Source organism: Pseudomonas simiae (assembly GCF_000934565.1).
Taxonomy (GTDB): domain Bacteria; phylum Pseudomonadota; class Gammaproteobacteria; order Pseudomonadales; family Pseudomonadaceae; genus Aquipseudomonas; species Aquipseudomonas simiae.
Window position 1 is genome coordinate 1,286,079 of the sequence record NZ_CP010896.1, and the last position, 23,671, is coordinate 1,309,749.

Genomic DNA, 23,671 nt, shown 5'->3' on the forward strand with positions numbered 1-23,671 from the left:
CTGCAAGGATGCAAGCAGATGACACTTCTCGAAAAACCTTCCCAACTGCCCGTGGCGATTGGGGAGGCGCTGAAGAGCGCTTTCCCACAACTGCGCGTAGGCAATCACCATGACTTTCCTGGAACGGGCGATAAAACTGGCATTTTGATCAGCGTGGAGCGCAACGGCCCTGGCATTCGCTCGCTTGCAGGGCGCAAGGCGCACGCCTTGTCGGTTTCACTCAGGGTCATGGTTGCCGGTGGGTCGGCACCTTTTGATGCTTGCGATCTGGCCAGCCAACTGATGGACCTGGCCCTGGATAACCGCTGGGGCCTGCCGCCTGATCAGTGCGACCTGCCTACCGCAATTGTCGCTGCCCCTTCCGCGCGCTCCGGTGCGGAAACGGACTATGACACCTGGACGGTTTCCTTTACCCAAAACCTCTATCTCGGTCCGTTGCTGCTCGAGGATCCTACAGGCAAGCCGTTATTTGCCCGCACCTGGGAAGTCTCTGACATCAACGATCCGGATCAATATCGCCCACTGCAGGAGTAATCCATGTTTGATGCATTGCTACGCATGCAACTCGGGCCGATTGTCGAGCGCCTGGCAGAAATGGAAGCCCAGTTGGAAGACCTGTATCGACGTGCAGATAGCTTCTGCCGGATTGGCGTGTGCCAGGAGGTCGACGCCGCGACTAATACCTGCAAGGTCAGCCACGGTGATTTGCTCAGCCCGGCGATCCAGTTTTTCAACCCGAGTGCGGGGGCGCAAACCGAAACCCGCATCCCCTCTGTGGGCGAACAATGCCTGCTGCTCAATTACGGCGGCGGGGAAGGAGGCGCGCAGTCCGTCGCCTTGTTCGGCCTCAACAGTAGTCTCTTTCCACCCGTGTCCGACGTTGCCTCGCTGACGCGGCGTCGCCATCAGGACGGCACCCAAAGTGACTACGACGACGCCAGTCACATTTTCAACTGGGTCAACGGCCCGACTACGTTCAGTGGCTCTCGCGAGCAGGTCGACGTCAAGGTTGGCGCCGCCAGCCTGACCCTGAATGCCCAGAGCATCACCCTGCAACTCGGCGTCACCGGCGTGTTGCTGGATGCCGCCGGTGTACATTTGAGCGGCCCGGTGGTGGATCACCAGGGCCGCGTGATCAGCCGCGCATAAGGAGTTGCCATGATCGGAATCGATAGGAACACCGGGGCAGTCGTCGACGACTGGCTGCAATTCGTACAGCGCGCCACCCGAGCGCTGACCACCCCCCTGGGCACTCGCCAGAAACGCCCGCTGTACGGCTCGCTGATCCCGCAACTGCTTGGCCAGAACCTGGGGGATGACCTGCTGATCCTCGCCCAAAGCCACGCCGCGCAGGCGTTCTACAACACCCAGAACGGCATCGCCGACTTTCAACCCCAGATCATCGTCGCCACCCGTCAGGGCGCCGGGCTGTTGCTGCGTTTTGCCGGTACCTGGAAAAACCGCCAACAAACCTTTGAGGTCGCGACATGAGCATGTTGATCCCTGGCCAGAACCAACTGGCGGAACCGGCCATCATCGCCGTGGATGAGTTCGAACCGTTGTTGGCCGAGTTCAAGGCCTTCGTCGTCGACTACGTCGCCAACCGTGCGCCGCAAAGCGCGGCCAAACTCAAGGTCAGCCTCGACAATGAAAGCGAACTGCTGACCCTGGCCCTGGAAGCGTTTTGCGTGCGCCTGCAAACCCACGAACGCAAGTACAACGCCCGCATCAAGCAGATGCTGGCGTGGTGGGCCACTGGCAGTAACCTGGATGCTCGACTGGCCGACATGGGCCTGGAACGCCAGGTGCTCGACCCCGGCGACCCGGCCGCTTTCCCGCCTGTGCCGCCGACGTTGGAAAGTGATGACGACGCTCGCCTGCGTTACTACCTGGCGCCCCATGCTCCGGCGGCGGGCTCGCGGATGCAGTATCGGCGCGAGGTGTTCACCCTCGGCGAGCGGCCGTCGGTGAAAGTGCAAAGCGCAACGCCGGGCGTGGTGACGGTCAGCTACACCTTTGATCCGGACGGCTATGCGGCCCAGGTCAAAGATGGCAATGGGCGTCGAACAGCGCCCGGCGAAGTCATGGTCACCGTGCTTTCTCGTGAGGGCGACGGTACGCCATCTGCCGATTTGCTTGACGGCGTTCGTCGCCATTTCGCACGGCCGGATGTGCGACCGGAGACTGACTTGGTCAGCGTGCAAAGTGCGCAAATCCTGCCGTACAAAATCCGTGTGGTCGCCAAGATCAACGCCGGCCCGGATTCGGGACTCACTCAAGTCGCTGCGCAGAAACTGCTGCAGGACTACGCAGAGTCTTGTCATCGGCTGGAAGGGCGGGTGGATCCGAGTTGGATTGACTATGCGATTCACAGTGCAGGGGCTGCGCAGCTGCAGATTCTTGAGCCTCTGGTGCCGGTTATTGGCAGCGCGTTCCAGGCGCCGTATTGCACGGGTGTCGAAGTGGAGGTGCGTACGCTATGAGTGAGCCTAAAGCGAGCTTGTTGCCGGCCAATAGCTCTCCGTTGGAAAAGGCGTTGGACCTGGGGTTTGGCAAGCTGCTCGACCGCGTAATGCCGCCGTTTCCGGCGTTGATGGATCCACTGCAAACGCCTGCCGAGTTTCTTCCTTACCTTGCCGCCGATCGAGGGGTGAGTGAGTGGGATGCGGATGCCAGCGCCACCGAAAAGCGCATCACTGTGGCCTTGTCCTGGCAGATCCAGCGCCAAGCCGGCACGCCGAAAGCGTTGAGTTATGCGGTGGAATCGCTGGGGTTCACGCCCAACATCAGCGCGTGGTATCAGCAGCGTCCGATGGAGAAGCCTTACACCTTCGACGTGCAGGCCATCATCGGGCGCAGTTGGTCCCGTGGCGATCACAATCGACTGATCCGTCGTATCAACGCAGCCAAGAGCGAGCGGGACCAGGCGACGATCACCATCGTGCATGAAACCGAAGGTCGAATTGCGCTCACTCAGGTCCTCCACGCCCTTTTGAGCGATGGCGAGCTGTGCCTGCACGGCGCGTTGCCGGAGTTGGCGTTGGTTGCCCGACTGAACAGTGCTGGGGCTGCCCAGCACTACACCATTAACGACTACGACCTCAGGGCGCAGCCATGACAGATGACATTACGCGCCTGGTGCGCTTCACCTCCAAAGGTTTGGATGAAGTGCTGCAGGCAAAGAACCAGGGCCTGAAAGGCGAAATCACCCACATCGGCGCCGGCACCGGTCGCTACAACCCGGACGGCACGGAAGTGGCGCTGCGTGATGAGCGCCAACGGGTCGCCATCGTGGATTACGAGGACCTGGGCGACCGACAACTCAGGATGGCCGCGCTGTTTGATGGCGAGGGTGAGTATGAAATTGGCGAGTTCGGGTTTTATCTCGCCAGCGGGACTTTGCTGGCGGTGTACTCCGTGGCAGGGAAGTTGCTGACGTATAAAGCGGCAGCGGCGAGAGTACTGCAAAAGTTCACGTTGGATATTTCGCCGTTGCCGGCGGACAGCGTGACGATTGTGGTGGGGAGTGAAAACCTCAATGTATTGCTCGTCGATGAGTTGGCGACGCTCTCGGCTGCCAGTGTTGACAATATGGCCAGAGGTGTCGGGCTCTTGTTTCGAGTAATGAAACTTGAGAGCAAGGCCGGTGTTTGATGGTGAGTGTTTTAGTGTTGGCCATTGAGGAGTCACTAAGTGATCAAAGCAGATAAGGAGTTCATATTTTGAGTACAGAACAGCAACTGGCTTCCGTCGTTAGCGCGGCAAATAATCTGACCAGTGTCATCACTGGTAAGGTGGGTGAGATAGATAAGGCGATTGCGGATGCTCGCCGTGCCTACGATGCACAACTTTTAGATCTGAAAAGCCGTTTGCCCAGGCTTGCAGTGACCAAAAACTTCAACTTGTACCCTAGTGCCGATGGGAAGTTGATCGAAAACTGGGGTATTCACAGCGAGGTTACCAGCAACAAGCTTCGTTCAATCACCACTACCTCTCAAGCTACAGGGCGCCCACAAGCGGACGTGGACTTTATGCTTCAGGTCCAGTCGGATGTGCGCGAGCAATATCCTGGGTTTGATATCAGGGCCAGTGAGTACTGGCGCACTATTGTCAATGTGTGGCAATTGAAGTGGGCAAGTGCAGATGTTAGTCCTTGGCTCGCGTTCCCTTATACGGTCGATACTGCGCTCGCTAATGGAACGGGCGCGGTGCCGCTTAATTCCTATATCACGTTGGGCGCTTTTGTCCGGGTATTGGAGGGTTCCATTGCGGGTGCCTGGAGTACTGGGGCAGAAAAGGGTAAATGGCGCTGGTGCTCTACGGTTGTGGCCCCCAGTGACCTGTTCGGCGCCTATTACCACCTTCATCCAATGCGGACCTCTGCTTCCGGTATCGTTGAGGTCATGTTGGCAGGCGCGTGCACGGGTGTTGTTACCAGCCCAGGCGACTGGGGAACTATGTTGGCTTTGAGCTAAGGAGAAACTATGAAACCCATTTTTGTGCCTGCAGAACTTCATCCACTTATTAAGTGGCAGGTCATTCGTAGTGCCCGTGATCAGGATTTATCTAACAGTGATTATGCGGCGATGCCCGACTATCCAATGTTGGATGAAAATAACGCTGCGTTTGTGGCCTATCGTCAGGGGCTTCGTGATATCCCTGATCAAGGCTCCGACCCTGATGGGGTGATTTGGCCGGAAAAACCCGCCTTCCTGAAATAACCCACCGCGAAAGCGGTTTTTTTTCGCCTCCCCAAAGCCCCTCCTCGCAGGGGCTTTGGTGTTTTACACACGGAGAATTCCACTCATGTCTGACCGCAAAACCTACACCGTCCTCATCCCATTCCCCATCGGTAACGGCCATTGGTCCACCGCCGGCGAGGAACTGCAACTGCTGGACGTCGAAGCATCCGCCCTGCGCACCGCCGGCCGTCTGGAACTGACCAGCGTCCTCAACTCCACCCCCAAGAAGGCTGACTAACCATGACTGAGGTTCTTAACTTCGAGCACAACGGCATCACCGTGAATGCCACCGAATCCCCCGAGGCCATGGGTGGCCTCGGCGATAATGTCATCGGCCTGGTCGGCACTGCGCCGAAGGCACACGCGTCGATCCCTAAAAACGCGCCGTTCCGCATCAACAGTTTCACCACCCAGGCGCTGCTGGACCCCACGGGTACTGAGTCGGGCACGTTGTTTCATGCCGTGTATCAGATCCTCAAGGTCGTGAAGGTGCCGGTCTACGTCGTGATCGTGGAGGAGGGCGCCACCCCGGCTGACACGATCAACAATGTGATCGGCGGCGATGAGCCGGTCACCGGTCGCAAGCTCGGCCTGGCCGCGCTGGCCAGCGTGCCGGAAGACCTGACCATCATCGGTGCCCCAGGCTTCACCGGCACTAAAGCTGTAGCCGGTGAGTTTGCCTCCTTCGGCAAGCGCATCAAAGCGCGTGTGGTGCTGGACGGCAAAGACGCAAGCGTCGCCGACCAAGTGACCTACAGCGGCGAGCTGGGCGGTGCCGACCTAGGTTTCGACCGTTGCCTGCTGGTGCACAACATGCCGTCGGTGTACTCCAAGGCGGCGAAGAAAAACGTGTTCCTTGCGCCGTCGTCCCTGGCGATCGCTGCGCTGGCCAAGGTCAAGCAGTGGGAAAGCCCAGGCAATCAGGTGACGTTCGCAGAGGATGTTTCCCGCGTCGTCGAGTACAACATCCTCGACACGTCCACCGAAGGCGACCTGCTCAATCGCTACGGCGTGAGCTATTACGCTCGCACGATCCTTGGCGGCTTCTCGCTGCTGGGTAACCGTTCCATCACCGGCAAGTTCATCAGCTACGTCGGCCTGGAGGACGCGATCAGCCGCAAGCTGGTCAAGGCCGGCCAGAAAGCCATGGCCAAGAACCTCACCAAGTCCTTCATGGACCAGGAGGTCAAGCGCATCAACGATTGGCTGCAAACCCTGGTCGCCGACGAAACCATCCCCGGCGGCAGCGTGTACTTGCACCCGGAATTGAACAGTGTCGAGAAATACAAGAACGGCACCTGGTTCATCGTCATCGACTACGGGCGGTACGCGCCGAACGAACACATGATTTATCAACTCAATGCCCGCGATGAAATCATCGAGCAGTTCCTGGAGGACGTTCTCTAATGTTTACCAACCGAGTCAGACAGGCCATTGCCGCCACCCTTCAAGGCCTGCCGTTGTCCGCGACGGTGGAAGAATTTACCCCTCCGAAGATTGAGTTCGACATGGAGCCCATGTCCGGCGGGCGCTTCATTGCCGAGGAAATGGCCAAGAGCGGCAAGGTGCTGGGCGCCAAGTTGATCCTCCAAGGTGCGGGCCCGGAAATCATGCTGGCGTTGGGCGTGCGCCTGGGTGATGACATCCTGCTGAACGTTCGCGAGGCCGGTCAGGACCAGGATGGCAAGACCTACTTCACCTATCACACCGTGGGCGGCAAGCTCAAATCCCTCGAGGAAGCGAAGCTGAAAATGGGTGAGAAGGCCACCACCACCCTGGAACTCTCCTGCCGCACCTACAACCGTCTGGAAAACGGCATTCCGGTGATCGACATCGACGTACGCACCCAGAAATTCGTGCTCAACGGCGTCGACATCCTCGGCGATGCGCGCCGCGCCGTGCTGATGCCGTAATGCCTCCGGGGGCGGGTTCGCTCGCCCCCATACTTCACCAAGGAGCTACCCCATGGCCTGGATGCCACCGCTGCACCCCCTGCTCTCGCCGATCACCGCCGACACCGGCGCGACGATCGAGCAGGTGCAACTCAAGCCGCTGTACTACGCCGCGCAAAAAGAGGCGCTGGCCCGGGCCGGTGATGACGAGGACGACCAGTTCTTCGAACTGGCGAAACTCGCCACCGGCCTGTCGGAAAAAGAGCTCGACCAACTCAAGCGTCCGGACTACGTGACCATCGCCCAATACGTACATGAGATGTCGACACGTCCTGCATCGTTCTTCCTCGACGGGCAGGCGGAATCGACCCACGACCAGCCCATCCAACTGTTGCAGCCCCTCGACGCTGCTGGCCGTACCTTCACCGAGCTGTCCCTGGAAATGCCCGCCCTGCGCGCCACCAAGGTGATGAAAAAACTCGCCACCAACAAAGAGCGCGCCGAGTTCATCACCGCTCATTGCAGCGGCCTGATGATCCCCGATCTCGCCAACCTGACTGTGCCCGACTGGACCGAATTGCAGGAGCGCATCGACGATTTTTTAAATCAACCGGCGGCTTTCTTTCGCAACGCGACATCGACGTGATCCTCGATGTGGTGCCGCTGGTTTACTCGGTCAATGAGGCGGAGATCCTGGATTGGGATGCCGCAAAAGCATTGCGCCGCTACGACATCGCGATCACTCGCCTTGGCGTTAAACAGGAGTAAGCGGGATGCAAGAGACTAAATATGGGGTCCGGCTCGTCCAGGAGGATTTACGCTGGATGATCGGCGATGCGGACCTCGGCAGTGTGCTCACACCGTTTACCGCAGGTCTTGCCGCACCGGTGAGCCTGGAGGCTGCGCCGCAGCCGCAGCCGCCGCTCACTTCGGCGCTGATGACTGTCAGTACCGGCCTCAATGCCTTGACGCAAGAGCAAGTCCGGCTGCGCGAGACGCTGGAGACCCTCAACAGCACACTGTCCGCCCGCGAACAAACGCTGGCAACCAAGACAGCTGATGTCACTGCTGCACCTGGCGCAAGTGAGCCAAAAAAGCCCGAGCCTGCTACCCGTTCCTGGCGCGAGCAGGGGCTTGAGATGGGAACCGATGCCGTTAAGTTCGTCGGCAAGGAGGTGGTCAGCGGTTTGTGGGATAAGGCCAAAGACAGGCTTTCAGGCAAAGCGCTTGATGCCGTGGCGGACGGGTATCCCACGGCCGCGAAGTGGCTTAAAGAGGACAAGGACGGTAACAAAGGTAAGGAGTGCTGCTGCACGGGAGCCCTTCCTCCGGATATTCGCGGATCATTGGAGCCGGTGCAGTCACAGGTGCCTGAGGGTGTGGGCAAGACCGCCAGGGAGCAAGAAAAAGCGCGCCCTAAAGACACACGGAAAAAACCGCGTGGCCCGCGTAGCAAGACCCGTCAATCCAGCTCGCGCGAGGTCAAGACCAGCGTGGTCAGAAGGGCCATGGATCTCAAGTCGCCACGTGCTGTGCCTGCGGCCAAGGTGTCGCCTCCACTCAATGTCGTGGTCCAGCGGCAGCTTCCATTCGAGGGCACGCGTGCGAGTCAGGCCGCGACCGGTCTTCCCGGTCGGTCGTTTGCCTCCTCCGCAGCACTTCCGACATCCCGTCCCCTGATGCGCGGTGCGGGCAAAGGCCTGGCGGCCGGGTTGTCGGGCACTCTGGCGAAGTTGGAGTCATCCGCCGTCCGCCGTCTTGGCCCGTTGAGGTATGTCGACACGGCCATGGATGTGGCCCAAGGCGTACGCAATGGCGACGTCAAGGCCATCGGCGCCGGCCTCAGCACGGCCGGTGGCGCCTGGGCTGGAGCCTCTGCGGGTGCAGCCATCGGCACGCTGGTTTTCCCCGGTGTGGGGACTGCTGTCGGCGGAGCAATCGGAGGCTTGCTCGGCAGTGAGGCGGGCGCTTGGCTCGGTGACAAGCTGTTCGGGCCTAGGGACCGTCTGCCGGCGCCTGCAGATGTCGGCAAGCACCTGAGCAACGCCCAGGCTGACAACCGCCAACTCACCTTCTCCCCGCACATCACGATCAACGCACCTGAACAGGCCAGCTATCAGCAACTGGCTGCGCTGGTGGTGCAACAGATTGAGGCTCAATTCACGCCGTTGCCGATGGACAGCTTGCTGGCGACGCGACGTGACTCGGCCCTGACTGATACAGGAGTAGCGTGATGCGACAACAGATGGCATTGGGCACCTTTATTTTTGGGCTGTCCCGTGGGTTTGCCTACGACACCCTGGACCGTGCAAGCAGTGGTGGTTGGGTCAGCCTGGAGATCGTGGCCGGTAAACCCAAGTCCAGCCAGGTCGGCCAGGCGCTCGAAACGCTCGCCTTTGGTGGCAAGGCCGCACGGGCACAGGGTATGGCGCGGCTGGATGAGTTGCGTGCGCTGCAAGCCCTTCGTGTGCCGTTGCCTTTGGTCGACGGCGTAGGCCTCAGTTGGGGGCTGTGGACCATCAAGTCGGTGGACGAAAAACAGTCCAGCGTCATCGATGACGGTACGGCGATGGTGATCAATTGGTCGGTGGTACTGGAGGAGTTCGTCAATGCGTAGGGTACGAAGTATTGCGGGTGATTCGGTGAACCTGCTGCTCTACCGCGAGCTAGGGCGCTGTGATGATGCGGCCGAGGAAGTGTTGTGGCGCTTGAATCCTGAATTGGCCGAACAGGGCGCGGTATTGCCTGCGGGCGTCAACGTGATTGTGCCTGAACTGGAGACACAACCGACCGCCAATCAGCCGGTTTCGGCCTGGGATTAAGGAGTCACCATGACACTTGGATTTACACCGGTGGTGGAAATTTACGGCGACAACGCCGCGCTGCTCAACGAGCGGCTACTGGAGTGGGAACACACCGATTTGGCGGGTTTCGTGTCCGATCAGTTGAAGTTGACCCTCGACATCGAAGGCCTTGAAGGGTTGCCTGGCTTGGGCGGGCATATCGGCCTGCGCGTTGGCTACCGGGAATCCGGCCTGGTGGATAAAGGGCGTTTCAAGATCACTCAGCGTACGCCGTCGCTGTTTCCGCTGCGCGTGGTGCTGGTGGCGACGGCAGCGCCTTTTGATGAACCCGAGTTCAAGAAGCGACGAACCGCCAGTCACGGGCCGATCAGCCTGGGGGCGCTGTTTCGCCAGTTGACCACTCGCCATGGCTTCTCACCGCGTGTGGCACATGACTTGGAAGGCGAACAGATCCAGCATATCGACCAGACCAATGAAAGCGACATGGCGTTTTTGACGCGGTTGGCCAAGCGGTTCGATGCGGTGGCCAAACCCGTCGACGAGCTGTATGTGCTGGGCCGCAAAGGGCAGATCAAGTCGCTGTCTGGCAAGGTTTTGCCGGATGTGCAGCTGTCGATCACCCGTGATAACCGTCCGGGAGATCGTGCGTTTGTTTCCGCCAGCTTTACTGAAACCAGCCGCGCGACCTACTCCGGCGCCCAAGCGCGCTGGTGGGATGCAGCCGCCGGTAAACAACACATGGTGGAGGTGGGGGGCGCGCCGTTCAAGGTCATGACGCAGCGTTACCAGAGCGAGGCTGAAGCCAGAACTGCCGCTGAGGGCGAGATGCGTCGAGTGGGCCGTGAGGGCTTGCAGGTCAGTGTGATCTGCCCTGGAAACCCCTCATTTGGCGCCGAAGGGCTGTTGCTGTTGGACGAGTCCTGGCCTGGCTTTATGCGGGGTCGTTGGTCGATCGACAGTGTGACTGCCAGCGGCAAGCGCAAAGAGAGCTACCGATGTGCGATCAAGGCCAGTGGTTTGTCCCCGGCCGAGTGAGGAACCATGCTGATAACACTGCCCCAACTGCTTCAAATCCTGCCGGGAGCCCGCCTTGGAGCGGGCTCTTTTTTGCCCGCACTGAACATGGCAATGTCCAGGTTTGAGATCGGTCAACCCAAGCGCATTGCTGCGTTTCTCGCCCAGGTCGGTCATGAGTCCGGCGAATTGCGTTACGTGCGTGAACTGGGCAGTGATGAATATTTGAGCAAGTACGATACTGGCGCATTGGCCGCACGCCTGGGCAACACACCCGAAGCCGACGGCGACGGCCAGAAATACCGGGGCAGGGGGCTGATCCAGATTACCGGACGCCGCAATTACCTGTCTTGCAGCCAGGCACTGTTCGGCGATGATCGTTTGTTGCGGGAACCGACGTTGCTGGAGCAGCCGCAATGGGCGGCCGAGTCGGCGGCTTGGTTCTGGCAACGCAACGGCCTGAACGAACTGGCCGACAAGGATCAATTCACTGCGATCACGCGACGTATCAATGGCGGGCTCAATGGGCTGGAGGATCGCTTGCGGTTATGGGCGCGGGCGAAGGCGGTGTTGTGCGTTTCTTAGGCGCGTGCCGCTTGATCGGTGTATGCCTGCTGATGGCGGTTGTGTGGCAGGTACAGGCCTGGCGGTACGCGGCGCAGATCGCACATTTGTCGGCAGCGCAGACGCAGGCAGCCCTGTACCAGAAGCAGGTCGAGCAGGATAAGCGGCTGGCCCTTGAGCAACAGCTCAGTGCCGATGATCAACGACATGCCCGGGAGTTGAGCGATGCCCAACGTAACCAAGCTATTTTGCGCGACCGCCTGGCCACTGCTGATGTGCGGTTGTCAGTCCTTCTCGACGCTTCCAGTGGCTGTCCGGTGCCAGCCTCCACCGCCCCCGGCAGCGTGGTTCATGCAGCCCCGCGAGCCCGACTTGACCCGGCGCATGCTCAGCGAATTATCGGCATCACCGACGACGGTGACAGCGCCTTGATCGCCTTGCGCGCGTGCCAGGCTTACGTGCGTGCCGTCGCCCGTTAGCGTCTTGAGACAGTCCGTCACTTGCGCGTGCGAGCGGCTCCTGTAGGGTAGGCGAACCCCCGCCCACGTCTGGAGACGACCGTGAAGGAAATCACTCAACTGGCTGCTGAATTGGGGCGCCGCTTGCAGGTGCTCAATGCCCATGTCACCACTGCCGAGTCCTGCACCGGCGGTGGAATCGCGGAAGCCATCACGCGGATTCCGGGGAGTTCGGCCTGGTTCGAGGCGGGGTATGTCACCTATTCCAACCGTCAGAAGACCCGGCAGCTGAATGTGCCGGAAATGCTGTTTTCAAAAGTCGGCGCTGTCAGTCGGGAAGTGGTGGAAGCGATGGTCCGCGGCGCACAGGAAAAAAGCCTGGCGCGTTTTGCTGTTGCCGTCAGCGGTGTGGCGGGGCCGGATGGCGGTTCGCCGGACAAACCGGTGGGCACTGTATGGCTGGCTTTCGGCGTGGGCGAGGACGTCACGGCCGAAGTTGAACACTTCACCGGCAACCGCGACGAGGTCCGCCGACAAACGGTAAAGGCCGCGCTAGAGGGCTTGTTGCGACGAGCTGCAGCAGAAATAGAAAATCAGGGGTAGGCGATCTCCGATCTTTGTGGAACAATACTGTCTACTTATACAGGTGTTGGCCGCCCCGGCCTTATTGATTACGTGAGGACTTTAATGGACGACAACAAGAAGAAAGCCTTGGCTGCGGCCCTGGGTCAGATCGAACGTCAATTCGGCAAGGGTGCCGTAATGCGTATGGGCGATCACGACCGTCAGGCGATCCCGGCTATTTCCACTGGCTCTCTGGGTCTGGACATCGCGCTCGGCATTGGCGGCCTGCCAAAAGGCCGTATCGTTGAAATCTACGGTCCTGAATCTTCCGGTAAAACCACCCTGACCCTGTCGGTCATTGCCCAGGCGCAGAAAATGGGCGCCACCTGTGCGTTCGTCGACGCCGAGCACGCCCTGGACCCTGAATACGCCGGCAAACTGGGCGTCAACGTTGACGACCTGCTGGTTTCCCAGCCAGACACCGGTGAGCAAGCCCTGGAAATCACCGACATGCTGGTGCGCTCCAACGCCATCGACGTGATCGTGGTCGACTCCGTGGCTGCCCTGGTGCCTAAGGCTGAAATCGAAGGCGAAATGGGTGATATGCACGTGGGCCTGCAAGCCCGTCTGATGTCCCAGGCGCTGCGTAAAATCACCGGTAACATCAAGAACGCCAACTGCCTGGTGATCTTCATCAACCAGATCCGTATGAAGATCGGCGTGATGTTCGGCAGCCCGGAAACCACCACCGGTGGTAACGCGCTGAAGTTCTACGCTTCGGTCCGTCTGGATATCCGCCGTACTGGCGCGGTGAAAGAAGGTGACGAGGTTGTGGGTAGCGAAACCCGCGTCAAAGTCGTGAAGAACAAAGTGGCTCCGCCTTTCCGTCAGGCCGAGTTCCAGATTCTCTACGGCAAGGGTATCTACCTGAACGGCGAGATGATCGACCTGGGCGTGTTGCACGGTTTCGTCGAGAAATCGGGTGCCTGGTATGCCTACAACGGCAGCAAGATCGGCCAAGGCAAGGCCAACTCGGCCAAGTTCCTGGCGGACAACCCGGACATTGCTGCCACACTTGAAAAGCAGATTCGCGACAAGCTGCTGACCGCCGCTCCAGACGTGAAAGCTGCCGCCAACCGCGAGCCGGTTGAAGAAGTGGAAGAAGCTGATACTGACATCTGAAGCACGCGATGACAGTTGTACTGGATACACTCGTCGCCGTTCGGCGCACTGCGATGGACCTGCTCGCTCGCCGCGAGCATGGTCGAGTCGAGCTGACGCGTAAACTGCGTCAGCGCGGCGCGGAGCCCGAAATGATTGAAACCGCCCTTGACCGCCTGACGGAAGAGGGACTGCTTTCCGAATCCAGATACCTCGAAAGCTTTGTCTCCTACCGAGCCCGCTCCGGCTACGGCCCGGCGCGGATTCGCGAGGAGCTGAGCCAGCGTGGCCTGCAACGCGCCGATATCGACCTTGCCCTGCGAGAGTGCGGGATCAGCTGGCAGGCGCAGTTGGAAGACACCTGGCGGCGCAAGTTCTCTGGCCATCTACCGATTGATGCCAAGGAACGGGCGAAGCAGGGGCGATTCCTGAGCTATCGGGGGTTTTCGATGGAGATGATCAGCCGATTATTGAGCGGCAGGGATTTGGACGACTGATCTCTTGAACAAGCAAAAGACCCACTATGAAAATAGTGGGTCTTTTTTTTGCCTCAGAAAATCACGCCGGCTCCGGCGCCACCCGTTGCTGTGCCTTGCCCTGAGCCTGAGCCCAGTTCTCCGGCAGGTTGATGTAGTCCACCAGCTCCCGTAGCCGGCCCTGATCGCGCCCGTTGAAGTTGAACACCAGCCGCGTCAAATGGCTGAACCTCGGTTCATCATGTTCCTCGCCGGTATACGCCAGCTGTTGGAACTCTCCACTCAGCCGCAGGCTGGCAAACTCGCTCTGTAAATGGGCCAATGCTCGTTCACTGAGTGGGTGGTTCATGCGCACCACAAACTCGCGTTTCAGCCAGCGGGTGGAGTGGAAGTTGGCATAAAACTGGTTGATCTCGTCCACCGCCTCTTCGGCGCTGTACACCAGGCGTATCAGCTTGAGGTCAGTGGGAAGGATGTAGCGATTGGCTTCCAGCTGGCTGCGGATAAAGTCCAGGGCGCCTTGCCAGAACCCGCCACCGGGTGCGTCCAGCAGCACCACCGGGACCAGAGGGCTCTTGCCGGTTTGAATCAGGGTCAGCACTTCCAGTGCTTCATCCAGGGTGCCGAAGCCGCCTGGGCACAGCACCAGGGCATCGGCTTCCTTGACGAAGAACAGCTTGCGGGTAAAGAAGAAGTGGAAGGACAGCAGGTTCTCAGTGCCATCAATCGTTGGGTTGGCATGTTGTTCAAACGGCAGGGTAATGTTGAATCCCAGGCTGTGTTCCAGGCCCGCGCCTTCGTGGGCGGCGGCCATGATGCCGCCCCCACCGCCGGTGATCACCATCAGGTCCGAGCGCGCCAGTGCCGCGCCGACTTCCCGGGCCAGTGCATACAACGGGCTTTCCACCGGGGTGCGAGCCGAGCCGAATACCGTCACCTTGCGGCGACCCTTGAACTGTTCGAGTACGCGGAAGGCATTGTCCAGTTCGCGGATGGCTTGCAAGGTGATCTTGGCGTTCCAGCGATTGCGGTCGTCCTGGGCCATGCGCAGCACGGTGAGGATCATGTCGCGATACAAGGGGATGTTCGGGCTGTTGGGGGCGATCAGCTGGAGTTGTGCGTCGACCTGCTGCGTGAGGTCGGTACCGTGTTGTTCAAAATGTCGGAGCAGGCGGTCATTCGGTTCGTAAGGCATTCAACTTCTCCTTCTTGCAGGGCACCTTCGCCGGAGGCTACGACACTGCTTGTGTCGCTGTTTGCCGCAGGGAGGCAACCTTCTTTTGCCCTGAAAATGTTACAGAACAGCATGAAAAGCGCTGTGAATGAAAGGTCGGGATGACTTGATCATGGGCCGGAAAACCCTTGGCTGGCAACCACTTATTGGCCGCCCAGTAGGGAGTCTAGCTGCCTGGTAGGACTTGAAGCGGGGGGAGTGCGCGCCACCGGACGGTAGCGCGCGAAGGTCAAGCCGTTACTTTTTCTTTTTTGCCGCAGCCGGTGCCGGGCAATCCGCTTCCACGAACTTTACTGAAGCCACAGGACGGTTGGTCTTGTTCTCAGTGATTTCGTAACGCATCACCGCACCCTTGGCCATCAGCTCGCGGTAGCCCTTGTTCAGGCATACGCTCTGGCCGAGCTGGAAATACACAGCCTTGGGGTTGGCGCGCATCTGTTCGGCGCGATCAGGCAAGACGCTCAGGTGATCGATCAGTTGCATGCCTTCAACGGTGTAGGCCACTTCCAGGGTTTTTTCGTCGATTTCCCGGGGCAGGTCTTTGTTGCTCTCAGCCGCAACGCTTTGCAGCTTCCGGTTCATTTGGGCCTCCAGCAGCGAGGCCGCCTGGGCGCACACGGGCAATACCAGCGCGAGGGCGACGGATGGGGCGACAAGACGCAGCATGGAACGCAGCATGAAACTCTCCTGATTCGGTTACTGGTGCATAGACCAGCCACTGCGCTGTGCGTTCAGTGGCGCGCAATTATAGGTGAGCCCTGGCCACTACAGCCAGGCGTATCGCTGGTAAACTGCCGCCACTTCAGCCGTCCACGAGTTTTCTCCGTGTCGATTTACCCGTTCCACCGGCGCATCCAATGAGCCACGCCGTTTCCCGACTGCGCACCCAGCGCCTGGCCCGTGCCGTCCGTCCGTTCCTCAATCGTGGTTCGCGTGCCGAGCGCTGCCCCGGCTGCCGGGTCATTCCTGAGTATTGCCTGTGTGCCTGGCGACCCAAAATCGCCGCAACCTCAGCGATGTGCCTGCTGATGCATGACGTGGAACCCATGAAACCCAGCAATACCGGTTGGCTGATCGCCGATGTGATCGACGACACCACGGCGTTCGCCTGGTCGCGCACCGAGGTCGATCCTGACCTGCTGACCTTGCTGGCTGACCCGCAGTGGCAGCCCTATATCGTATTCCCCGGCGAATTCGTCGCGCCGGAGCGTGTGGTCAGTGAAGTGAAGGTGGGACAGAGCAAGCGCCCGCTGTTCATCCTGCTGGACGGCACCTGGAGTGAGGCGCGCAAAATGTTCCGCAAAAGCCCCTACCTGGAGCATTTGCCGGTGCTCAGCCTGGCGCCGGAACAGCTGTCGCGCTACAAGTTGCGGCGTTCCAAGCGCGACGACCACTTCTGCACCGCCGAAGTCGCCGCTCTGTGTCTTGAATTGGCGGATGATCGGGTAGCCAGTGAAGTCCTGGACGCCTACCTGGATGTATTCAGCACCCATTACCTGGCCGCCAAGTTCCAGATGCCGCTGGATCCGGCGGACTCTGTTCATGCGCGCCTTGCTCCCTATATTCCGACGGTATAACCAGTCGACGTTTGCATGATGGCACCACGAACCCGCAACCCGCTAAAATCCCCACGGGCGTAGCGCTTGACCCTCCAGGCTTCGCTGGGCATGCTGGGCGCCGATCAGGGCACCCCTGAAAACAGGATCATTTAATCAATGGCCACATACGAAATCCTGATAGCCGATGACCACCCGCTGTTTCGCAGTGCACTGCACCAGGCCGTGACCTTGGGCCTTGGTTCGGACGTACGCCTGGTCGAAGTGGCCAGCATTGCCGAGCTGGAAGCCCGCCTCACCGAAAAATCCGACTGGGACCTGGTGCTGCTCGACCTGAACATGCCCGGCGCCTACGGTTTCTCGGGATTGGTGCTGTTACGCGGTCAATATCCTCAGATCCCCGTGGTGATGGTCTCGGCCCAGGAAGAGGCCGACGTGGTGGTGCGTTCCAAGGAGTTTGGCGCCAGTGGTTTCATTCCCAAGTCCAGTGCGATGGAAGATATCCAGAAAGCCGTGCGCACCGTGCTCGATGGCGATGTGTCCTGGCCGCCGCAAGCGTTTGAAGAAATCAACGTGTCCGACGAAGCCAAGGCTGCCCGTGATGGTCTTGCCAGCCTGACACCGCAGCAGTTCCGCGTGCTGACTATGGTCTGCGAAGGCTTGTTGAACAAGCAGATTGCCTATGAGCTGAGCGTGTCGGAAGCGACGATCAAGGCCCATGTGACGGCGATTTTCCGCAAGTTGGGCGTGCGAACGCGTACCCAGGCGGCGCTGCTCTTGCAACAACTTGAGTCAATTTCGCAGCACTAAGCGGCCCCCGATTCACGCTTTTTTGACTTTGCGTGATCTAGTTTCCCCACTCCTTTGGTTCAGTTGCCTACGTCTATGTCGCCTTTCAAGGGTCAAACCGGTATCAAACGTATCTTCAATGCAGGGGGGTATTCCCTCGATGGCCTGCGCGCAGCATTCACTGGCGAGGCGGCGTTCCGTCAGTTGGTGTTGCTCAACGTCATCCTGATCCCGCTGAGTTTTTTCCTGAATGTCAGCCGGGTCGAGCGTGCCTTGCTCATCGCGGTGTGCCTGCTGGCGTTGATCGTCGAGTTGCTCAATTCGGCGGTGGAGGCGGCGATCGACCGCATCTCCCTGGATCGACACCCGCTGTCGAAAAACGCCAAGGACATGGGCAGCGCCGCCCAATTCGTCGCGCTGACCATGATCACCCTGGTCTGGGCCGTGATCCTGATCTAACCCTCAGGCAATGCTCGGCAGCACGATCTCGTCGCTGCGCTGCACCCCAGCGGTGAAGGCGCGGCACAGCTCCAGGAATTCTCGCATCGCCGAGGTCTGGTACTTCTGTTTGTGCCAAATGAAGTAGAACTGCCGGGCCAGGTCGAGATCCGGGGTTTCCACCGGCACCAGGCTGCCACGGCGAAACGCGTCACGCAGCGCCAGCCGTGAAATGCAGCCAATCCCCAGCCCTGACTCCACCGCTCGTTTGATCGCCTCGGTATGCTCCAGCTCCAGGCGGATATTCAGCGCGCTACGGTGATGGCGCATGGCTTGGTCAAAGGTCAGGCGTGTGCCTGAGCCTTGTTCCCGCAGGATCCACGCCTCATGGGTCAACTCGTCCATGCTCGCCACGCCACGCTTGGCCAGGTGATGCTGCGGCGCGCAAAACACCACCAGTTCATCTTCCACCCAGGTTTGCACCTCGATGTCCGGGTGGCTGCAGTCGCCTTCTATTAGACCCAGGTCAATTTCGTAGTGCGCTACCTGGTGCACGATATGGGCAGTGTTCTGCACATGCAGCTTCACCTGGCTCTCGGGATGTTGCTGCATGAAGCTGCCAATCAACAGGGTCGCCAGGTAATTGCCGATGGTGAGGGTGGCGCCGACCGCCAAGGAACCGAAGCCGGATTTGCCGTTGAGCAAGTCCTCGATCTCCTTGGCCTGGTCCAGCAGCGCCACCGCCTGGGGCAAAAGCTGATGACCGAGCGCGTTGAGGCTCAGGCGCTTACCCGCGCGGTCGAATAATTGGCAGCTGGATTGGCGCTCCAGCTCAGTGATCGAGGTGCTGGCGGCGGATTGAGATAAGGCCAGAAGGCCAGCAGCGCGCGAGACGCTTTCCTGCTGGGCGACGGCGACGAAGACTTGCAGTTGACGGAGAGTAAATCGCATATCGATATAACCGATAACCCTTATCTTAATAATCCAGTTAACAGATATTGTCGCCGCCATTAGAATGCTGTGCAATTGCGCAACTACATTTGGCGCAGACCCATTTCCAGGAGTCCCCCGTACATGAGCAACATGAACCACGAGCGTGTCCTCAGTGTTCATCACTGGAACGACACTCTGTTCAGCTTCAAGTGCACCCGCGATCCGGGCCTGCGCTTCGAGAACGGTCAGTTCGTGATGATCGGCCTGCAACAACCCAACGGCCGCCCGCTCATGCGCGCTTACTCCATTGCCAGCCCGAACTGGGAAGAGCATCTGGAGTTCTTCAGCATCAAGGTGCCGGATGGCCCGCTGACTTCCCAATTGCAGCACTTGAAGGAAGGCGACGAGATCATCATCAGCAAAAAACCGACAGGCACCCTGGTGCTTGACGATTTGAAGCCGGGCAAACACCTGTACCTGCTCAGCACGGGCACTGGCCTGGCTCCCTTCATGAGCGTGATCCAGGACCCGGAAACCTACGAGCGCTTTGAAAAAGTGATCCTGTGCCACGGCGTGCGTTACGTCAACGAAGTCGCGTATCGCGAATTCATCACAGAGCACCTGCCGCAGAACGAGTTCTTCGGCGAAGCCCTGCGCGACAAGTTGATCTACTACCCGACCGTGACCCGCGAGCCGTTCGAAAACGAAGGGCGCCTGACCGACCTGATGCGCAGCGGCAAGCTGTTCAGCGACATCGGACTGCCGCCGATCAACCCCGAGGATGACCGCGCGATGCTGTGTGGCAGCCCAAGCATGCTGGACGAAACCAGCGAAGTGTTGAACAGCTTCGGCCTGAAAGTTTCGCCACGGATGCGTGAGCCGGGTGATTACTTGATCGAGCGGGCGTTCGTCGAGAAATAAACACTGATCCAAAAATGTGGGAGCCAGCTTGTGTGGGAGCAGGCTTGCCTGCGATGCAGACGCCTCGGTCTTTAGTTAAACCGAGGTGATGCAATCGCAGGCAAGCCAGCTCCCACAAAAAGCAGCTCCCACACTGGTTTTCGGGGTTTATCCCGCTGGAAGCACTTCCAGCACACAAATCACCCCAGCCTCGGGATAGTGCCAACGCACATCCACGTCCCAGAACTGTGCGCCATATTCCCGTTCTGGCCCTGGCGTCTGGTACGCCGGCCGTGGATCCTGTGCCAGGCACTGATCGATCAGTTCCACCAGTGGCTCGCCAAGGCGCTGGGCATGGCCTTGTGCCTGTTGCAGGGCAGTCTTCAGCCACTGCACGGGGATCAGCTGCGGCGCGCCGCTGGCGATGTCGTTGGTGGCCGTGTCGACGATGTCGGCATACGGCACATACGGCTTGATATCCAGCACCGGTGTGCCATCGAGCAGATCAATCCCGGAGATCCACAGCCGCCCCGGCTCCACCTTGTCCAGCTTCACCACTGACTGGCCGATGCCATTCGGGCGGTGCGTGGCGCGGGTGGCGAACACGCCCATGGACGTATTGCCACCCAGGCGAGGCGGGCGCACTTTCAGGCGGGGCTTGTCTTCCAGAGCTTGGTGGAACAGGAACAGCAACCACACATGGCTGACCTGCTCCAGGCCCTGTACTGCCTCGCCACCGTCGAACGGCGCCACCAGCTCCAGCACGCCACGGGCGGCCGGTGCCAGTTGCGGTTGGCGTGGGATGGCAAACTTCTCCTTGAAGCAGGAGCGCACGAAGCCGACGGGCGAGACGTTGTAACTCATGGCTTACGCGCGAACCCGCAGGGTCAGGCCCTTGAGGAAGTTGCGCAGCAACTGGTCGCCGCATGGGCGATAGTTGGTGTGGCCGAACTTGCGGAACAGCGCGCTCAGCTCAGGCTTGGACACCGGGAACTCGGCGGCTTTGAGGATGGCGTGCATGTCGTCTTCCTTCAGCTCGAAGGCCACGCGCAGCTTCTTGAGGATGATGTTATTGGTCACCGGGGTTTCGATCGGCTGTGGCGGACGGCTTTCGTCCTTGCCGCGCTTGAAGATCACCAGGCCATCGAGGAAGTGCGCCATGACTTCATCCGGGCAGAACACGAAGCCTTCTTCCTCATCTTTCTTGAGGTAGGTCAGCAGGTCGTCCTTGGTCACGTCCATGCCGCCGAGCTTGATGATCTCGACCATCTTGTTGTCGCTGATGTCGAGCATGTAGCGCACGCTGCGCAGTACGTCGTTGTGAATCATGGTGGGCAATCCTGGTATTCAACTGAGGGCGCCGCCCATCAGGCGGCGCCGGGAAAAAGGGCGGCTTAGAACTTCTCTTTGCCGGACAGGTAACGCCATTGGCCGACCGGCACCTTGCCGATGGACACGCCGCCGATGCGGATACGACGAATGGCGATGACTTTGAGGCCAACCGCTTCACAGAACAGCGCGATCACGCCTGGCTGCGGGTTTTTCATCGCGAAGCGCAGGCGGTTTTCGTTCTGCCAGCTGGCTTTGACCGCCGGCAGTTCCTTGCCTTTGTAGGTCAGGCCGTGGTTCAGGCGATTGAGGCCGTGGGCAACCATGTCGCCTTCGACTTCCACCACATACTCCTGCTCGATCTTGGCGGCATCGGCGGTCAACTTGCGCAGAATCTTCCAGTCCTGGGTAAACACCAGCAGGCCGCTGGCCTTGGCTTGCAGGTCGGCACTGGCGGTGAGGCGCAGGAAGTGGCCCTTGAGCGGGCGCTTGCCGAAGCGGTGTTCCTCCGAGAGCGTCTCGGCGCTGATCGACGCCATGGCCGTCTCGGCATCTACGCCGGCCGGGGCGTGCAGCAAGATGGTCACCGGCTCGGGCACGGTGGCCTTGGCGTCCGGGTCGAGTGCGACCTTCTGGGTGGTGACCTTGAACTGTGGTTCGTCGATCACTTCACCGTCCACCGAGACCCAGCCGCCTTCGATGAACAGCTCAGCCTCCCGACGGGAGCAACCGACCAGTTCGATAAGGCGTTTGGAGAGGCGTATGGGGTCAGTCATGACATGGGCCGTAGCAAAAGGGGGCAGCTATTGTACCTGCCTGGCGCCGGTTAATCCCGGCCCCATTTCAGTGCCGTCGCTTTTTGTGGGCGCTGGCTTGCCTGCGATGGCATCGCCTCGGTTCGTCAGCCACTGCGCAGGTGTTGCTGCTGGCGCAAACGCATATGCAGCAACGGATAGGGCTGGCCCAGGCCGTCATGCTCCGTGCGCCCGATCACCTCGAACCCCTGTTTGAGGTAGAAGCCCAAGGCCTGGGGATTCTGCTCGTTCACTTCCAGCTCGTCGGCATTCATATGCTCGATCGCATAGCGCAGCAATTGCCGGCCAAGGCCCTGGCCACGGTGCTGCGGGTCGATAAACAGCATCTCGACCTTGCCTGCGGCGACGCCGGCAAACCCGGTGATGCGTTGGTGCGAGTCTTTGGTGCAAATCAGCATCACCGTGTCCAGATAGTGAGTCAGCACGAGGTTCCTCAGTAGCTCGATGTAGCTGTCCGGCAGGAAATCATGGGTAGCCCGCACCGAGGACTCCCAGATTTCAGTCAGTTTTTGATAATCGCTGGATTTAGGTGTGTGGATAACCGAATGCCGACGCATGCTTGCTGCCCCTGCCGATGATTGGCGATGGGCAAACGATAGACCTAAAAAAGCCCCACATCTTGATCAGATGCAGGGCTTTTTACAGTGTTACCGATCAGTCGCGCTTTTCAGCCCACAGGTCGTATTCGTCGGCATCGGTCACGGTGCACCAGACCTTGTCGCCCGGCTTCAGGCCGCTGGCGTCGTCGATAAACACGTTACCGTCGATTTCCGGTGCATCGAAGAAGCAACGACCAACCGCGCCTTGTTCATCGACTTCGTCGATCAGGACTTCGATTTCCTTGCCGATGCGCAGTTGCAGGCGCGCCGAGCTGATGGCCTGCTGGTGCGCCATGAAACGCTCCCAACGGTCCTGCTTGACGTCGTCCGGCACCACGGCCAGGTCCAGCAGGTTGGCCGGGGCACCTTCAACCGGCGAATACTGGAAGCAGCCGACGCGGTCCAGTTGGGCCTCGGTCAGCCAGTCCAGCAGGTACTGGAAGTCTTCCTCGGTTTCGCCGGGGAAGCCGACGATGAACGTCGAGCGGATGATCAGTTCCGGGCAGATCTCGCGCCAGTTCTTGATGCGCGCCAGGGTCTTGTCTTCGAAAGCCGGGCGTTTCATGGCCTTGAGCACTTTCGGGCTGGCGTGCTGGAACGGGATGTCCAGGTATGGCAGGATCTTGCCGGCGGCCATCAGCGGGATCAGCTCGTCCACATGCGGGTACGGGTAGACATAGTGCAGGCGCACCCACACACCCAGGCTGCTGAGGGCTTCGCACAGTTCGGTCATGCGGGTTTTTACCGGCGCGCCGTTCCAGAAACCGGTGCGGTATTTCACGTCGACGCCGTAGGCGCTGGTGTCCTGGGAGATCACCAACAGCTCTTTGACGCCGGATTTGACCAGGCGCTGGGCCTCGTCCAGTACGTCGCCGACCGGGCGGCTGACCAGCTTGCCGCGCATCGATGGAATGATGCAGAAGCTGCAGCTGTGGTTGCAGCCTTCGGAAATCTTCAGGTATGCGTAATGGCGTGGTGTCAGCTTGATGCCCTGCGGCGGCACCAGGTCGATCAGCGGGTTGTGGTCCTGGCGCGGTGGCACCACGTCGTGCACCGCGTTGACTACCTGCTCGTACTGCTGCGGGCCGGTCACCGCCAGCACGCTCGGGTGCACGTTGCGGATATTGCCTTCTTCCACGCCCATGCAGCCGGTCACGATGACCTTGCCGTTTTCCTTGATCGCTTCGCCGATCACTTCCAGGGATTCCGCCTTGGCCGAATCGATAAAGCCGCAGGTGTTGACCACCACCACGTCGGCGTCCTGGTAAGTGGACACAACGTCATAGCCTTCCATACGCAGTTGCGTGAGGATGCGCTCGGAGTCGACCAGAGCCTTCGGGCAACCCAGGGAAACAAAGCCAACCTTGGGGTTGGCCTTTGCGATGGTGGTGGACATGTCTAAC

At 60.0% G+C, this 23,671-nt stretch carries 34 protein-coding genes; 26 read left to right on the plus strand and 8 right to left on the minus strand.

Going from position 1 to position 23,671, the window contains the following annotated elements:
* The first annotated feature begins 18 nt into the window (after positions 1-18).
* The 22 genes from PF1751_RS05690 (at position 19) to recX (ending at position 13,696) form a co-directional block, all read left to right on the plus strand.
* Positions 19-534 carry a hypothetical protein gene (locus PF1751_RS05690; RefSeq protein WP_010212719.1) on the plus strand — a complete coding sequence of 172 codons (516 nt, stop codon included), beginning with the start codon at positions 19-21 and terminating at the stop codon, positions 532-534.
* Between the two features lie 3 nt (positions 535-537).
* On the plus strand, positions 538-1,149 hold the full coding sequence (locus tag PF1751_RS05695) for a phage baseplate assembly protein V (RefSeq protein ID WP_010212718.1): 612 nt from the start codon (positions 538-540) through the stop codon (positions 1,147-1,149).
* A gap of 9 nt (positions 1,150-1,158) precedes the next feature.
* Positions 1,159-1,491 (plus strand): phage baseplate protein, encoded by a 333-nt coding sequence (locus PF1751_RS05700; protein ID WP_010212717.1) that lies wholly within the window; start codon positions 1,159-1,161, stop codon positions 1,489-1,491.
* Positions 1,488-2,483, plus strand: a complete 996-nt coding sequence (locus PF1751_RS05705; protein ID WP_044286706.1) for a baseplate J/gp47 family protein — start codon at positions 1,488-1,490, stop codon at positions 2,481-2,483. Before PF1751_RS05700 ends, PF1751_RS05705 begins: the two co-directional genes overlap by 4 nt.
* Positions 2,480-3,118, plus strand: coding sequence for a phage tail protein I (locus tag PF1751_RS05710; RefSeq protein ID WP_021492468.1), 639 nt, complete (start codon positions 2,480-2,482; stop codon positions 3,116-3,118). The genes PF1751_RS05705 and PF1751_RS05710 overlap by 4 nt, the downstream gene beginning before the upstream one ends.
* Positions 3,115-3,654 carry a tail fiber protein gene (locus PF1751_RS05715; RefSeq protein ID WP_044286708.1) on the plus strand — a complete coding sequence of 180 codons (540 nt, stop codon included), beginning with the start codon at positions 3,115-3,117 and terminating at the stop codon, positions 3,652-3,654. Before PF1751_RS05710 ends, PF1751_RS05715 begins: the two co-directional genes overlap by 4 nt.
* A 68-nt stretch (positions 3,655-3,722) precedes the next feature.
* Positions 3,723-4,475, plus strand: coding sequence for a hypothetical protein (locus PF1751_RS05720; protein WP_021492466.1), 753 nt, complete (start codon positions 3,723-3,725; stop codon positions 4,473-4,475).
* A 9-nt stretch (positions 4,476-4,484) separates the two neighbouring features.
* On the plus strand, positions 4,485-4,721 hold the full coding sequence (locus PF1751_RS05725) for a tail fiber assembly protein (protein WP_021492465.1): 237 nt from the start codon (positions 4,485-4,487) through the stop codon (positions 4,719-4,721).
* An 85-nt stretch (positions 4,722-4,806) separates the two neighbouring features.
* A complete protein-coding gene (locus PF1751_RS29180; protein ID WP_021492464.1) occupies positions 4,807-4,980 on the plus strand; it encodes a hypothetical protein in 174 nt (57 codons plus the stop codon).
* A gap of 2 nt (positions 4,981-4,982) precedes the next feature.
* A complete protein-coding gene (locus PF1751_RS05730; RefSeq protein ID WP_021492463.1) occupies positions 4,983-6,149 on the plus strand; it encodes a phage tail sheath protein in 1,167 nt (388 codons plus the stop codon).
* Positions 6,149-6,655, plus strand: a complete 507-nt coding sequence (locus PF1751_RS05735) for a phage major tail tube protein (RefSeq protein ID WP_010212707.1) — start codon at positions 6,149-6,151, stop codon at positions 6,653-6,655. The genes PF1751_RS05730 and PF1751_RS05735 overlap by 1 nt, the downstream gene beginning before the upstream one ends.
* A 52-nt stretch (positions 6,656-6,707) precedes the next feature.
* Positions 6,708-7,280 carry a phage tail assembly protein gene (locus tag PF1751_RS05740; protein ID WP_010212706.1) on the plus strand — a complete coding sequence of 191 codons (573 nt, stop codon included), beginning with the start codon at positions 6,708-6,710 and terminating at the stop codon, positions 7,278-7,280.
* A complete protein-coding gene (locus PF1751_RS29620) occupies positions 7,277-7,402 on the plus strand; it encodes a hypothetical protein (protein WP_010212704.1) in 126 nt (41 codons plus the stop codon). Before PF1751_RS05740 ends, PF1751_RS29620 begins: the two co-directional genes overlap by 4 nt.
* A 5-nt stretch (positions 7,403-7,407) precedes the next feature.
* Entirely contained in the window at positions 7,408-8,868 is a 1,461-nt protein-coding gene (locus PF1751_RS05750; protein ID WP_044286710.1) for a tail tape measure protein, read from the plus strand.
* Entirely contained in the window at positions 8,868-9,251 is a 384-nt protein-coding gene (locus PF1751_RS05755; RefSeq protein WP_010212701.1) for a phage tail protein, read from the plus strand. The genes PF1751_RS05750 and PF1751_RS05755 overlap by 1 nt, the downstream gene beginning before the upstream one ends.
* Positions 9,244-9,456, plus strand: a complete 213-nt coding sequence (locus tag PF1751_RS05760) for a tail protein X (protein WP_010212700.1) — start codon at positions 9,244-9,246, stop codon at positions 9,454-9,456. The genes PF1751_RS05755 and PF1751_RS05760 overlap by 8 nt, the downstream gene beginning before the upstream one ends.
* Before the next feature lie 9 nt (positions 9,457-9,465).
* Positions 9,466-10,473: a contractile injection system protein, VgrG/Pvc8 family gene (locus PF1751_RS05765; protein ID WP_044286711.1), complete on the plus strand. Its 1,008-nt coding sequence runs from the start codon at positions 9,466-9,468 to the stop codon at positions 10,471-10,473.
* 6 nt (positions 10,474-10,479) lie between these two features.
* A complete protein-coding gene (locus tag PF1751_RS05770; RefSeq protein WP_010212696.1) occupies positions 10,480-11,037 on the plus strand; it encodes a glycoside hydrolase family 19 protein in 558 nt (185 codons plus the stop codon).
* Positions 11,001-11,495, plus strand: coding sequence for a lysis system i-spanin subunit Rz (locus PF1751_RS05775; protein ID WP_010212694.1), 495 nt, complete (start codon positions 11,001-11,003; stop codon positions 11,493-11,495). Before PF1751_RS05770 ends, PF1751_RS05775 begins: the two co-directional genes overlap by 37 nt.
* A gap of 81 nt (positions 11,496-11,576) precedes the next feature.
* A complete protein-coding gene (locus PF1751_RS05780; RefSeq protein ID WP_010212691.1) occupies positions 11,577-12,077 on the plus strand; it encodes a CinA family protein in 501 nt (166 codons plus the stop codon).
* An 84-nt stretch (positions 12,078-12,161) separates the two neighbouring features.
* A complete protein-coding gene (recA, locus tag PF1751_RS05785; RefSeq protein ID WP_003189042.1) occupies positions 12,162-13,220 on the plus strand; it encodes a recombinase RecA in 1,059 nt (352 codons plus the stop codon).
* Positions 13,221-13,228: 8 nt separating this feature from the next.
* Positions 13,229-13,696: a recombination regulator RecX gene (recX, locus tag PF1751_RS05790; protein ID WP_021492459.1), complete on the plus strand. Its 468-nt coding sequence runs from the start codon at positions 13,229-13,231 to the stop codon at positions 13,694-13,696.
* A gap of 61 nt (positions 13,697-13,757) precedes the next feature.
* Here recX and PF1751_RS05795 read toward each other — a convergent pair whose 3' ends face one another.
* Positions 13,758-14,870 carry an LOG family protein gene (locus tag PF1751_RS05795; protein WP_010212688.1) on the minus strand — a complete coding sequence of 371 codons (1,113 nt, stop codon included), beginning with the start codon at positions 14,868-14,870 and terminating at the stop codon, positions 13,758-13,760.
* 276 nt (positions 14,871-15,146) lie between these two features.
* Positions 15,147-15,587, minus strand: a complete 441-nt coding sequence (locus PF1751_RS05800) for a PA3611 family quorum-sensing-regulated virulence factor (RefSeq protein WP_010212685.1) — start codon at positions 15,585-15,587, stop codon at positions 15,147-15,149.
* 179 nt (positions 15,588-15,766) lie between these two features.
* Between PF1751_RS05800 and PF1751_RS05805 the strand changes: the two genes are divergently transcribed.
* The 3 genes from PF1751_RS05805 to PF1751_RS05815 all read left to right on the plus strand — a co-directional run bounded on the left by PF1751_RS05805 (position 15,767) and on the right by PF1751_RS05815 (position 17,713).
* Positions 15,767-16,486: a tRNA-uridine aminocarboxypropyltransferase gene (locus tag PF1751_RS05805; RefSeq protein WP_042571731.1), complete on the plus strand. Its 720-nt coding sequence runs from the start codon at positions 15,767-15,769 to the stop codon at positions 16,484-16,486.
* A 138-nt stretch (positions 16,487-16,624) separates the two neighbouring features.
* Positions 16,625-17,275, plus strand: a complete 651-nt coding sequence (gene erdR, locus PF1751_RS05810) for a response regulator transcription factor ErdR (RefSeq protein ID WP_010212680.1) — start codon at positions 16,625-16,627, stop codon at positions 17,273-17,275.
* A 75-nt stretch (positions 17,276-17,350) separates the two neighbouring features.
* Complete coding sequence (locus tag PF1751_RS05815) at positions 17,351-17,713, plus strand: diacylglycerol kinase (RefSeq protein ID WP_003172176.1); 363 nt, start codon at positions 17,351-17,353, stop codon at positions 17,711-17,713.
* Positions 17,714-17,716: 3 nt separating this feature from the next.
* Here the strand turns inward: PF1751_RS05815 and PF1751_RS05820 are convergent, their stop codons facing one another.
* A complete protein-coding gene (locus PF1751_RS05820) occupies positions 17,717-18,643 on the minus strand; it encodes a LysR family transcriptional regulator (protein WP_010212678.1) in 927 nt (308 codons plus the stop codon).
* A 123-nt stretch (positions 18,644-18,766) separates the two neighbouring features.
* On the opposite strand from PF1751_RS05820, the gene fpr reads away from it, so the two are divergent.
* Positions 18,767-19,546 (plus strand): ferredoxin-NADP reductase, encoded by a 780-nt coding sequence (fpr, locus tag PF1751_RS05825; RefSeq protein WP_003189055.1) that lies wholly within the window; start codon positions 18,767-18,769, stop codon positions 19,544-19,546.
* Between the two features lie 147 nt (positions 19,547-19,693).
* Here fpr and tsaA read toward each other — a convergent pair whose 3' ends face one another.
* The 5 genes from tsaA to rimO all read right to left on the minus strand — a co-directional run bounded on the left by tsaA (position 19,694) and on the right by rimO (position 23,664).
* Positions 19,694-20,389 (minus strand): tRNA (N6-threonylcarbamoyladenosine(37)-N6)-methyltransferase TrmO, encoded by a 696-nt coding sequence (gene tsaA / locus PF1751_RS05830; protein ID WP_010212676.1) that lies wholly within the window; start codon positions 20,387-20,389, stop codon positions 19,694-19,696.
* A gap of 3 nt (positions 20,390-20,392) precedes the next feature.
* Complete coding sequence (locus PF1751_RS05835; RefSeq protein WP_010212675.1) at positions 20,393-20,854, minus strand: YehS family protein; 462 nt, start codon at positions 20,852-20,854, stop codon at positions 20,393-20,395.
* 65 nt (positions 20,855-20,919) lie between these two features.
* Positions 20,920-21,630 carry an rRNA pseudouridine synthase gene (locus tag PF1751_RS05840; RefSeq protein ID WP_010212674.1) on the minus strand — a complete coding sequence of 237 codons (711 nt, stop codon included), beginning with the start codon at positions 21,628-21,630 and terminating at the stop codon, positions 20,920-20,922.
* A 125-nt stretch (positions 21,631-21,755) separates the two neighbouring features.
* On the minus strand, positions 21,756-22,226 hold the full coding sequence (locus PF1751_RS05845) for a GNAT family N-acetyltransferase (RefSeq protein WP_021492456.1): 471 nt from the start codon (positions 22,224-22,226) through the stop codon (positions 21,756-21,758).
* A gap of 97 nt (positions 22,227-22,323) precedes the next feature.
* The gene (gene rimO / locus PF1751_RS05850; RefSeq protein WP_005785474.1) at positions 22,324-23,664 is read right to left on the minus strand and encodes a 30S ribosomal protein S12 methylthiotransferase RimO; all 1,341 of its coding nucleotides are present in this window, start codon (positions 23,662-23,664) and stop codon (positions 22,324-22,326) included.
* Positions 23,665-23,671: the final 7 nt, after the last annotated feature.

Bases quoted from the DNA above. Each gene is read 5' to 3' on its own strand.
- PF1751_RS05740 (WP_010212706.1), top strand. From the start codon at position 6,708: ATGGCCTGGATGCCACCGCTGCACCCCCTGCTCTCGCCGATCACCGCC.
- PF1751_RS05815 (WP_003172176.1), top strand. From the start codon at position 17,351: ATGTCGCCTTTCAAGGGTCAAACCGGTATCAAACGTATCTTCAATGCA.
- PF1751_RS05835 (WP_010212675.1), bottom strand. From the start codon at position 20,854: ATGATTCACAACGACGTACTGCGCAGCGTGCGCTACATGCTCGACATC.
- erdR (WP_010212680.1), top strand. From the start codon at position 16,625: ATGGCCACATACGAAATCCTGATAGCCGATGACCACCCGCTGTTTCGC.
- PF1751_RS05750 (WP_044286710.1), top strand. From the start codon at position 7,408: ATGCAAGAGACTAAATATGGGGTCCGGCTCGTCCAGGAGGATTTACGC.
- PF1751_RS05710 (WP_021492468.1), top strand. From the start codon at position 2,480: ATGAGTGAGCCTAAAGCGAGCTTGTTGCCGGCCAATAGCTCTCCGTTG.
- PF1751_RS05725 (WP_021492465.1), top strand. From the start codon at position 4,485: ATGAAACCCATTTTTGTGCCTGCAGAACTTCATCCACTTATTAAGTGG.
- fpr (WP_003189055.1), top strand. From the start codon at position 18,767: ATGAGCAACATGAACCACGAGCGTGTCCTCAGTGTTCATCACTGGAAC.
- PF1751_RS05755 (WP_010212701.1), top strand. From the start codon at position 8,868: ATGCGACAACAGATGGCATTGGGCACCTTTATTTTTGGGCTGTCCCGT.
- tsaA (WP_010212676.1), bottom strand. From the start codon at position 20,389: ATGAGTTACAACGTCTCGCCCGTCGGCTTCGTGCGCTCCTGCTTCAAG.
- rimO (WP_005785474.1), bottom strand. From the start codon at position 23,664: ATGTCCACCACCATCGCAAAGGCCAACCCCAAGGTTGGCTTTGTTTCC.
- PF1751_RS05845 (WP_021492456.1), bottom strand. From the start codon at position 22,226: ATGCGTCGGCATTCGGTTATCCACACACCTAAATCCAGCGATTATCAA.
- PF1751_RS05775 (WP_010212694.1), top strand. From the start codon at position 11,001: ATGGGCGCGGGCGAAGGCGGTGTTGTGCGTTTCTTAGGCGCGTGCCGC.
- PF1751_RS05695 (WP_010212718.1), top strand. From the start codon at position 538: ATGTTTGATGCATTGCTACGCATGCAACTCGGGCCGATTGTCGAGCGC.
- PF1751_RS05795 (WP_010212688.1), bottom strand. From the start codon at position 14,870: ATGCCTTACGAACCGAATGACCGCCTGCTCCGACATTTTGAACAACAC.
- PF1751_RS05765 (WP_044286711.1), top strand. From the start codon at position 9,466: ATGACACTTGGATTTACACCGGTGGTGGAAATTTACGGCGACAACGCC.
- PF1751_RS05690 (WP_010212719.1), top strand. From the start codon at position 19: ATGACACTTCTCGAAAAACCTTCCCAACTGCCCGTGGCGATTGGGGAG.
- PF1751_RS05800 (WP_010212685.1), bottom strand. From the start codon at position 15,587: ATGCTGCGTTCCATGCTGCGTCTTGTCGCCCCATCCGTCGCCCTCGCG.
- PF1751_RS05805 (WP_042571731.1), top strand. From the start codon at position 15,767: ATGAGCCACGCCGTTTCCCGACTGCGCACCCAGCGCCTGGCCCGTGCC.
- PF1751_RS05735 (WP_010212707.1), top strand. From the start codon at position 6,149: ATGTTTACCAACCGAGTCAGACAGGCCATTGCCGCCACCCTTCAAGGC.
- PF1751_RS05840 (WP_010212674.1), bottom strand. From the start codon at position 21,630: ATGACTGACCCCATACGCCTCTCCAAACGCCTTATCGAACTGGTCGGT.
- PF1751_RS29180 (WP_021492464.1), top strand. From the start codon at position 4,807: ATGTCTGACCGCAAAACCTACACCGTCCTCATCCCATTCCCCATCGGT.
- recX (WP_021492459.1), top strand. From the start codon at position 13,229: ATGACAGTTGTACTGGATACACTCGTCGCCGTTCGGCGCACTGCGATG.
- PF1751_RS05700 (WP_010212717.1), top strand. From the start codon at position 1,159: ATGATCGGAATCGATAGGAACACCGGGGCAGTCGTCGACGACTGGCTG.
- PF1751_RS05730 (WP_021492463.1), top strand. From the start codon at position 4,983: ATGACTGAGGTTCTTAACTTCGAGCACAACGGCATCACCGTGAATGCC.
- PF1751_RS05705 (WP_044286706.1), top strand. From the start codon at position 1,488: ATGAGCATGTTGATCCCTGGCCAGAACCAACTGGCGGAACCGGCCATC.
- PF1751_RS05770 (WP_010212696.1), top strand. From the start codon at position 10,480: ATGCTGATAACACTGCCCCAACTGCTTCAAATCCTGCCGGGAGCCCGC.
- PF1751_RS05715 (WP_044286708.1), top strand. From the start codon at position 3,115: ATGACAGATGACATTACGCGCCTGGTGCGCTTCACCTCCAAAGGTTTG.
- PF1751_RS05760 (WP_010212700.1), top strand. From the start codon at position 9,244: ATGCGTAGGGTACGAAGTATTGCGGGTGATTCGGTGAACCTGCTGCTC.
- recA (WP_003189042.1), top strand. From the start codon at position 12,162: ATGGACGACAACAAGAAGAAAGCCTTGGCTGCGGCCCTGGGTCAGATC.
- PF1751_RS05820 (WP_010212678.1), bottom strand. From the start codon at position 18,643: ATGCGATTTACTCTCCGTCAACTGCAAGTCTTCGTCGCCGTCGCCCAG.